4 protein-coding genes are annotated in these 10,613 nt (G+C 36.8%); all 4 read left to right on the top strand.

Annotation, left to right across the window (positions count from 1 at the left end; genetic code table 11):
* The first annotated feature begins 1,039 nt into the window (after positions 1 to 1,039).
* Complete coding sequence (locus AC4AGG_RS13375) at positions 1,040 to 4,171, top strand: glycoside hydrolase 5 family protein (protein WP_489772510.1); 3,132 nt, start codon at positions 1,040 to 1,042, stop codon at positions 4,169 to 4,171.
* Positions 4,172 to 4,182: 11 nt separating this feature from the next.
* Complete coding sequence (locus AC4AGG_RS13370) at positions 4,183 to 6,066, top strand: Ig-like domain-containing protein (protein ID WP_489772509.1); 1,884 nt, start codon at positions 4,183 to 4,185, stop codon at positions 6,064 to 6,066.
* 26 nt (positions 6,067 to 6,092) lie between these two features.
* The gene (locus tag AC4AGG_RS13365) at positions 6,093 to 6,935 is read left to right on the top strand and encodes a glycoside hydrolase family 16 protein (protein ID WP_489772508.1); all 843 of its coding nucleotides are present in this window, start codon (positions 6,093 to 6,095) and stop codon (positions 6,933 to 6,935) included.
* 226 nt (positions 6,936 to 7,161) lie between these two features.
* Positions 7,162 to 10,611 (top strand): hypothetical protein, encoded by a 3,450-nt coding sequence (locus tag AC4AGG_RS13360; RefSeq protein WP_489772507.1) that lies wholly within the window; start codon positions 7,162 to 7,164, stop codon positions 10,609 to 10,611.
* Positions 10,612 to 10,613 lie beyond the last annotated feature (2 nt).

The raw sequence follows: 10,613 nt of genomic DNA, 5'->3' as shown, positions 1-10,613 counted from the left end.
TTATTTAAAGAACTCTGTGTCCTCTGTGTCTCGGTAGTTAAGAAAAAGCACAGCGACACAGGGGTCACTGGGCTGAAAAAAATATTAATTACTTTCTCAAATATTAATATTATTTAAAAAATTCAGTGTCCTAAGCGTCTCCATGATTAGAGAAAACCACAGCGACACAGGGGTTACGGAGGTTTAATAATATTGAACTTATCTTAGTCAAGCTTTAAAAAGGCTTAAGCCCATCTTCGATCTGATAAAGAATTTTATTGAACGGAACCTGCTCTGCATTTAGATAACATTTCGTCACTTCGAGTAGATTTTTGCAAAAAATCGTATCGAGAAGAAATACATTTATGATTAAAATTGACTTCGTCGAACCATTTCATTAGGTTTCTTCCTTTCGATACTTTTCCCATGGAGAAAACGTAAACGAACAAGTGCTTAGCACAACACGCTGAATAGATTATTTTAATAATATTGAAAGACCAATATTGTACATTTCCATTTTTAGTTGACCTAACTTGGGTTTGTCTTTTTTGATTATGCTCGTTTTGTCATATTTGAAAGAAATTGAAAGCTTGGCTAAGTGAAACGGCTTTGCGAGCTTAAAAACAGCAAGTTAATAGAAAATCTTAGCGATCATGGCGTTGGAATTTTTAATATCACAAAAAAGGATATTCATTTGTTTTTTTGATTTTTCTAAAAAGGCTAAGAATTTTCGATTTTATAAGGAGGACCTCGATTCGATTATTTTTCTCCAAACTCCCAAAAGCATTTTTCGCCTTCATTTTTGGGAAGCAATTTTCAGTTTTTTCATGATAGAAGGATCATTTTTTTGATTTTTTAGCCTTCATTTTTAGATGAGTTTTCTCAGTTATTATGTTATATTGAAAACGAAAGCAATTGATTTATAAACAGTTAATCTTTTGTATATCGAATGTATATACCCCATTTCTTAACATTGTGTTAATGCATACTTATATTTAGGAAGTGCAAAAAGCACATTTGAAATAACCATAATTTCTTTGAAAGAATAACTGAATTTATTATGAAAAAACATCTTCTAATTTTCATTTTAATGGCGTCTAATTTTCTCTTTGCGCAAACCGCAAATGTGAAAGTTGTGAACGACAATGAAGGACAAAAACTCATGGTTGACGGAAAACCGTTAATGATGAATGGGATGAACTGGGATTACTTTCCTGTTGGTACCAATTACACTTATAGCCTTTGGACGCAGTCCGATGATTTTATTAAGTCGGCTTTGGACTCAGAAATGGGTATGCTAAAGAATATGGGAGTTAATGTTATCAGAGTATACTCCGGAATTCCTTCCAAGTGGATTACTTATATCTACAAAAATTATGGAATCTACACCATGCTTAACCATTCTTTTGGTCGCTATGGTTTAACAATTGACGGTAGCTGGGTAGCCAACACCGAATATGCAGATTCTAAGACCAAAGAATTACTCCTTAAAGAGGTCAAAAAGTTATCGCAAGATTATCAAAACACTCCAGGGCTACTTCTTTATCTATTAGGTAACGAAAATAACTATGGTTTGTTCTGGGAAGGAGCAGAGACAGAGAATATTCCTGTACAAGACAGAAAGTCTACTCAAAGAGCTGAGGCAATGTACAAACTTTTTAACGAAGCAGCAGTGGAAATGAAATCCATTGATAAGAATCACCCAGTAGCAATCTGTAATGGTGATTTGTTGTTTTTAGATATCATTAATAAAGAATGTCAGGATGTTGATATTTTTGGTGTTAACTCTTATCGCGGTGTTTCTTTCACAGATTTGTTCCAAAGAGTTAAACAAGAATATGGCAAGCCAGTGATGTTTACCGAGTTTGGTGCAGACGCATTTAATGTATTGAGTAATGAAGAAGATCAGAAAGCACAAGCTTATTATTTGTTAGGTAACTGGCAAGAAATCTATGAAAATGCAGCAGGAATGGGTAAAGCTGGTAATAGTATCGGTGGATTTACCTTCCAATTTTCTGATGGATGGTGGAAATATAAACAAACGTCAAATTTAGACGTTCATGACAGCAACGCTTCTTGGAGTAATGGTGGTTACATCAAAGATTACGAAAAAGGAGAAAACAATATGAATGAAGAATGGTTCGGAATCTGTGCTAAAGGTAAAACGCAAGCAGATGGTCATTACCAACTGTATCCAAGAACAGCGTATTATGCTTTGAAACAAGTTCATGAATTCAATCCTTATGAAGCTAATACACAATCCAGAAAAATGGCTGGTGTTGACAGTTATTTTAATGATATTAATATTGTAGACGCTAATTTGAGAGCGAGAGGAGACAAAGCTGCTCAAGAAGCAAGTGTTAACAGCAAAATCAGATTGAGCAATCTAAGAGCTGAATTCTCTACTTACAGCACAGGAGGAAGTCTTATTACCACTCCTGAAAACAAATCTCCTGATTATACTACTTATCCTAATCAACAAGGATTTGATCATACAGAGTCTTTTTATGTTGGTGTTGAAGCTAACCCATCAGCCAATATGAGCGCTAATGTTAATGTGAACATTTTGGGTAATGTAGCGGAGAATCCAATTGACCAAATTTTCTATGAAAACAGAGGTCTTCCAGTAGAGGTGATGAATCCTGACGGAACTACGACAACAATCACACCTGGAAACAGAGTGCAAGTATATAATGCGAGCTACCACTGGAATCACAAATGGTTCGATTTAGATGGTTTCTACAGAACTGGACATTATCATTGGGGTTATGAAGGAGATATGTTCGGATTATATCCAGAAGCTAATTATGGTCCTAATATGGATATCTATAACGGTAATGCTCCTTTCGGATTTGAGTTTGCTGGAAAAAAAGCCATCAATGGATTGAAAGTAGCTTTCGGACCAGAACTTTGGTGGGGAGCTAACCCAGCTATCTTAGCAAAATACTCTACTAAGTTGGGTAAATTTGATTTAACAGGTATCTATCATGAAGACCTTGACCAAAGAAATACCGCAGAAAGTTCATTTGCTATTCCGCAATTGAGAACAAGAAGAGCTACTTTGGCATTGCAAAGAAAATTTGGAAAATTTGGTGTTGACTTAGGAGGAATCTGGGGTGGTGAACCTTTGAATGGTAGAACTTTCCAATTGTATAGAGATGGTAACATCTATCAAGATCAAATCAATTCTAAAGATAATTGGGGAGGAAAAATGAAGTTGACTTACGCAGGAGGCAAATTCAATTGGTATGCTCAAGGAGCTGCAATGGGATTGGTTGCTAATGGAGGTGCTGATTATACACAGACTTTTACAGGTTGGAAACTGAAAGACAGTGGAAGTGGCAACCAATACAACTTCTTAACGGGTTTCACTTATAACATTGGAAACTTCCAAATTGCGCCTAACTTCTTATGGCAAAAACCTCTTGAAGGTCCTATTCCTGGAGATGCTCCGCAACCTGGAAGACCAAGAAATATTATGGAAGATCCTTTCGTAGTAAGAGTTAACAGAGAACAAACTGCGGGAGAAATCCTTTTCACCTACGATCCAACTCCTGCAACATGGATGTATTCTTGGGATAGTGATAGAGTAGAAGATGCTCCTTTTGCTTTCAGTACTGGATTTGTATACAGACACTTACCAACAACTCAGGATGCTGCTATCGGAATCCTACCGAACGGAAGAACCACTTTTGCTTTCCCTGGTGCTGTACCAGCAGCTGACCTTTGGGAAGCTAACGCAAGAATTGTTTCTAAAGTAAGTACTGATTGGGGTGTTATAGCTAACATCTATGGTGGTACTGGACAAGCTAACGGTAGTGACGAAAGAAAAATCGAAAGATTCGGAATGGATCTTAGAACGATTTACAAAAAAATGAAATTTGTAACAGCAATCAAATTCAATGATTGGGGACCTTACGATTACCACAGAGATTACAACTTGACTTTCCCAATGCAATTGATGGGTGACCTTTCTTTAGAGATAGGGAAACCAGATTGGTGGATTCTTCCAGGAACAAGAATTGGGGTGCGTGGTGCTTACAGAACACTTAATCAATATTCTCCAAGATATGCACCGATCTATTCTGTAGATGCTGCTGGAAATTGGGTTGCTGATCCAACTGCTATCGGATTCCCTGACGGAAACGAGTGGGAAATCAGAACATATATTCAAATCAACATTGGTAAATAAATTAGCAAAAAATGAAAAATATATTTAAAAATAATTGGATCAAAGCCGTTCTTGGGGTGTCAGTACTTCTTGCAACGGGTTGTCAAAGAGATCTAAGCGAATTAGAGCAGGCAACTTATCCAACTAACGGAGATGTCTTCATTGACACTTTCAGTTCTGGATTGAATTATTCGGCGTACGGTGGTTCGGTTCCTTCTGCTTTTGATGTAGATAATACAGTAAAATATGCAGGAACAACTTCGATGAAATTTGAAGTTCCTGATTATGGTGATCCTAATGGATCTTATGCAGGAGGTTCATTCTATACGTCAATGCCGAGAGACTTATCAGGTTATACTGCACTTACTTTTTGGATCAAAGCTTCTCAATCTGCAACTATTGACGTGATTGGTTTTGGTAATGATTTTGGAGCTAACAAGTATCAGGTTTCAATTTCTTCTTTACCAGTTAATAGTAATTGGAAAAAAGTAATTATCCCAATTCCTGATCCTTCTAAATTAGTTGCAGAAAAGGGGATGTTCTTCGTTTCTGAAGGTCCTGAAAGTAACTCAGGTTATACTTTCTGGGTAGACGAAGTTAAGTTTGAGAATTTAGGAACGATTGCCTTCGAGTCTGCATCTATCCTTAATGGTAGTAACAATACGGTAACATCTTTCATAGGTGTTAATCACAATATTGATGGATTAACGGCAACTTTTAATATGCCTAATGGATTGAATCAAAATGTTAATTTGACTCCATATTATTTTGATTTTGCATCTTCTAATACTTCAGTGGCAACAACTTCAGCTACAGGAGTAGCTTCAGTGATTGCAGCAGGAACGTCAGTGATTACAGCAACTTTGGGTGGTACTCAAGTAGACGGAAGTTTAACGATTAACTCTAATGGTACATTTACGCCAGCTCCAACGCCAACCGTTGATCCTACAAAAGTGATTTCAATTTTTAGTGATGCTTATACCAACCATGCGGTAGATTATTACAATGGATATTGGGCACCTTGGCAGAATACAACATCCGCAGATTTCACAGTGAATGGAGATAATGTACTTAACTATAATAATTTCAATTTTGTTGGAATCCAAATGAGCAGTCCGACTGTGGATGCAACAAGCATGTCTACCTTCCACATGGATTTGTATCTTCCAAGTGCAATTCCATCAGGTGCAAACTTCCAAATTAGACTTGCAGATTTTGGTGCAGATGGAGCTTACGGAGGAGGAGATGATGTAACTGGTACATATAATGTTGCTGGTTCAAGTCTGACAGCTCAATCTTGGAATAGCTTAAATATCCCGTTGACTTCGTTCTCTGGTTTGACGACAAAGGCGCACATTGGACAAATTATTTATGAAGGAACTAATATCAGCAACTTCTATGCAGATAATATCTATTTCTACAATAATGGTAGTATAATTCCTACAGTTCCTACTGCTGCTGCACCAACACCAACAGCAGCTGCTTCAAGTGTAATGTCTATTTTTAGTAATGCTTATACCAATGTTGCCGGAACAGATTTCAATCCAGGTTGGGGACAATCAACAGTGGTTTCTCAACCATCAATTGCTGGTAATACTACGTTGCTATACTCTGGACTTAATTATCAAGGGACTCAGTTTGCAAGTGCATTGAATGTTTCAAGTTATGGATATATCCACATTGATTATTATACAGCCAATTCAACCTTGCTTAATTTCTATTTGATTAGTCCTGGACCAGTTGAGAAAGCTTACTCTTTATCTGTCCCTTCAGGAATTGGAACCAATACCAATGGTTGGAAAAGCGTGGATATCCCATTGTCTTCTTTTTCGCCAGTTGTACTGTCCAATATCATTCAGTTCAAAGTAGATGGAAACGGAACTATTTATTTCGATAATATTTACTTCCATAATTAATTCAATTAAAATTTAAACTATAGATTATGAATCTTTTAAATAAAAAATATTGGAGAGGAGCAGTGGTTGCAGGAAGTTTACTTTGCATGGTTGCAGTTCCGTTATCCAGCTGTGAAGAAGACGCCGTGCAAACTTTGCCAGAGAGAAATTGGACTTTGGTTTGGAGCGATGAGTTCGATGGAGCTGCAGGTGATACTCCTGATGCAACCAAATGGTCTTATGACTTAGGTAATGGTACCGATGGATGGGGAAACTCTGAGTTAGAATATTATACCAGTTCAACAGATAATGTTGCTTTGGATGGAAATGGGAATCTGTTGATTACCGCCATCAGAAATGGCAATTCTTTTACCTCAGGAAGAATCAAAACAAAAGGACTTTTTGAGCAAGAACACGGTAGAGTAGAAGCACGTTTGAAAACACCTTATGGGCCTGGGATTTGGCCAGCATTCTGGATGTTGGGAGGTAATGTAGATACTGTTGGTTGGCCACAATGTGGAGAAATTGATATCATGGAGTTGAGAGGTCAAAAACCGAATATCATCAATGGAACTCTTCATGGTCCTGGTTATTCTGGAGGAAGTGCGATTACGAAGACTTATGGATTGCAAAACAGCAGATTCGACACTTCTTTCCACGTTTTTGCAGTGGAGTGGAGCAAGGATAAAATCGACTTCTTTGTTGATGATTACTTGTATCAAAGACTTACTCCTGCTGATGTTAATGGAGAATGGGTGTATGACCATCCTTTCTTCCTCATTCTTAATGTGGCAGTTGGAGGTAATTATGTTGGATTTCCAACAGATGAAACGCCTTTTCCACAGACGATGACCGTGGATTATGTAAGAGTGTACGATCCTAAATATTAATAAAAACACTTAATGACTAAATAACCGCTGCAAAAGGTACCTATTATTAAGATGAGATTCTTCAAGAAGTAGTTAATATTTCTAAAAAGAGAATCAATTACTGATAAACTATGAAAAAAAGCCTTGGTGCCTTTTGCGCTTTTAGTTAAAATATTGATAAATCATATTCTTTGCGGAATTGCTATAGTAAGACGGCAGAGATGACAATAGAAACGATTGAAAATTAATGCAAACGACTAATAAAATTGAAGTGAAAACTAAACAGTCAAAAGTAGATGTGGTAAGAATTGGGAACGAAGATTTCTTCAAAATTACAAATGTTGAGGAGCTTCGCCCGTTTTTCATGAGTATCGTGAGTGATAGCAATCATTGGATGTTTGTATCTTCTAATGGTGGGCTTTCTGCGGGAAGAAAGAATTCGGAGTTTTCTCTTTTTCCATATTATACCGACGATAAAATCACAGAATCCGCTGAAGTAACAGGAAGCAAAACCATCTTCCAGGTATCCAAATTGGGTAAAACAGAAATTTGGGAGCCTTTTTCTATCCGTTTTGAGGGAAAATTCAAGACTTCAAGAAATATCTATAAAAGTGAATTCGGAAACAAACTGATTTTCGAAGAGATCAATCACGATTTGGGATTGGCTTTTTCTTATCAATGGAACAATTCTAACGTTTTCGGGTTTGTTAAAAAATCTCGTTTGGTCAATCTCACTCACGACCAAGTGGGAGTGACGGCATTAGACGGGTTGCAAAATATCCTTCCTTTTGGGATTGGAAGCGACCTTCAGACCAGAGTGAGTAATTTAGGCGATGCCTATAAAAGAACAGAACTTGAGCCAACTTCAGGTTTAGGAATTTTTGCTTTAAGTGCCATTATCGTGGACAAAGCAGAACCAAGTGAAGCTTTGAAAGCCAATTCTATATTTTCTTTAGGACTTCAGAATCCGACTTATTTGCTTTCTTCTTTGCAACTTGATATTTTCAGAAAAGGAGGTCAAGTTAGTCAAGAAACCGATATCAAAGGAGAAAAAGGTGCTTACTTTATTGTTGAAAGTTTTGAATTAAATGCTGAAGAGCAGAAACGTTGGTCTTTTGTAGCTAATGTTAATCAATCTCAATTCGACATCATCGAACTTTCTGAAAGAATTAAAGCTGATGCTAATTTGGCTCATGAAATTCAAAAAGATATTGATTTAGGAACAGAAAATTTGGTCAAATTGGTAGCTTCTGCGGATGGATTGCAATTGAGCAAAGACCGTCAAAGAGACTCTCGACATTTCTCTAACGTAATGTTTAACATTATGAGAGGAGGGATTTTCGATAACAATTACCAAATTGAGAAGTGGGATTTCGTTCGATATTTAGAAAAAGCCAATCTACAAGTTTTTGCAGACAGCAAAGCTGTTTTGGAGCAATTATCAGAAGAATTTACCTTATTTGAATTAAAGGAAATTATCAAAACCTCCGAAAACGCTGACTTTATTCGATTGGCTACGGAATATCTTCCATTAAAGTTCAGTCGTCGTCACGGTGACCCATCTCGTCCTTGGAACAAGTTTTCTATCAACACCAGAAGTGAGGTGGATGGTTCCAAAATCTTGGATTATGAAGGAAATTGGAGAGATATCTTCCAAAATTGGGAGGCTTTAGCACATTCTTATCCTTATTTTGTGGAAGGAATGATTTTCAAATTCTTGAACGCAACGACTTTTGATGGCTACAATCCATATCGAGTAACCAAAGACGGTTTTGATTGGGAAACGATTGAAGCTGACGATCCTTGGTCTTACATCGGATATTGGGGAGACCATCAGATTATTTATTTATTGAAATTTTTAGAATTTTCGGAAGATTATTTCCCTAATTCGTTAGAAAATCTTTTGGATAAGGAAGTTTTCGTCTATGCGAATGTTCCATATAAGATTAAATCGTATGAAGAAATCATTCAGAATTCAAAAGACACGATTGACTTCGATTTCGAATTGGATGAAGAGATTTCGACCAGAAAGTCAAAAATGGGAGCAGATGGAGCTTTGGTTTTGGATGAACACAGACATGCAATTCACGTTAACTTCACCGAAAAAATTCTTGCAACTGTTTTAGCGAAGCTTTCTAATTTCATTTTAGAAGGTGGAATTTGGATGAACACGCAACGTCCAGAGTGGAACGACGCTAATAACGCCCTCGTTGGTAACGGTGTTTCGATGGTTACACTGTATTATTTGAGAAGATTTATGAAGTTCTTTCAAAAAATATTGAATAACGCCACGATGGAAAGAATTCACGTTTCCAGTGAGTTAGTAGATTTCTATAAAAAAGTAAGAGAAGCATTCCAAGAGAATTTGGCTTTGTTAGAAGGTGAAATTTCTGACGAACAACGCAAAACGATTTTGGATATTTTCGGAGTGGCTGCAAGCGAGTACAGAAGCCACGTTTATCATAAAGGATTTTGGGGTAAAAAACGTACCGTTTCATTGGATGGATTAAGAAGATTTACGGACCTTTCTTTGAAATATTTAGAACATTCTATCCAAGCAAACGAAAGAAAAGATGGATTGTATCACGCTTATAACTTGGTGTCAGTCAACGCAGAAGGAGCGGAAGTTTCTTATTTGAGCGAAATGTTAGAAGGTCAAGTTGCGGTATTAAGTTCAGGATTTTTGTCTTCCCAAGAAGCTTTGAAAGTTTTGGATGGATTAAAGAATTCAGCATTATTCCGTGAAGATCAATACTCTTATTTGTTGTATCCTAACAAGAATTTGAAAGGATTTTTAGAAAGAAATAGCATTCCAAAATCCAGCGTAGAAGCATCTGCTTTATTGATGTTTTTATTAGCGAATAAGAACCGTCAAATCATCGAGCAAGATGTTTTAGGAAATTATCATTTCAATGGAAATTTCAAAAATGCAGGTGATTTAGAAGTAGGATTAGACGCTTTAGGAGCAGAATATCAGACCCTTTTGACCAATGAAAGAAAATTGGTTTTAGATATTTTCGAATCAGTTTTCAATCACAAAGCCTTTACAGGACGAAGCGGAACATTCTACGGTTACGAAGGATTAGGTTCTATCTATTGGCATATGGTTTCTAAGCTTTTATTGGCGGTTCTCGAAGTTTGTCAAAAAGCGCAGGAAGAAGGTGCTTCTCCTGAAGTTATGGGAAGATTGTTAGAACATTTCTACGAAATCAACGAAGGAATCGGTGTTCATAAATCCCCTGAATTATACGGAGCTTTTCCAACCGACCCTTATTCTCACACCCCTTTCACCAAAGGTGCGCAACAACCAGGAATGACAGGTCAAGTGAAGGAAGATATTTTAAGCAGATTTGGCGAATTAGGAATTAAAGTGAAAGAAGGAAAAATCCATTTTCAACCTAATTTATTGAGAAAAGAAGAGTTTCTAAGCGAAGGAGCAATGATGGAATATTTCGACATCAAAGGTCAAAAACATACCGCTGAATTAAAAGCTAACTCTTTGTTTTTCACGGTCTGTGAAGTACCAACGATTTACGAGATTGGTAAAACAGAAAGCATGGAAGTTTTCTATGTACAACAATCACCAAGTCGTTACAATGGATTGACTTTGAGCGAAACGGATTCAATTGATATTTTCAAACGAAACGGAAACGTGAGTTTGATTAAAGTAACAGTAAGTCCAGAAACATTGAAATAAAT

The organism is Chryseobacterium sp. CG10_8, assembly GCF_058117085.1.
This window is presented reverse-complemented; position numbering and strand designations above follow the sequence as displayed.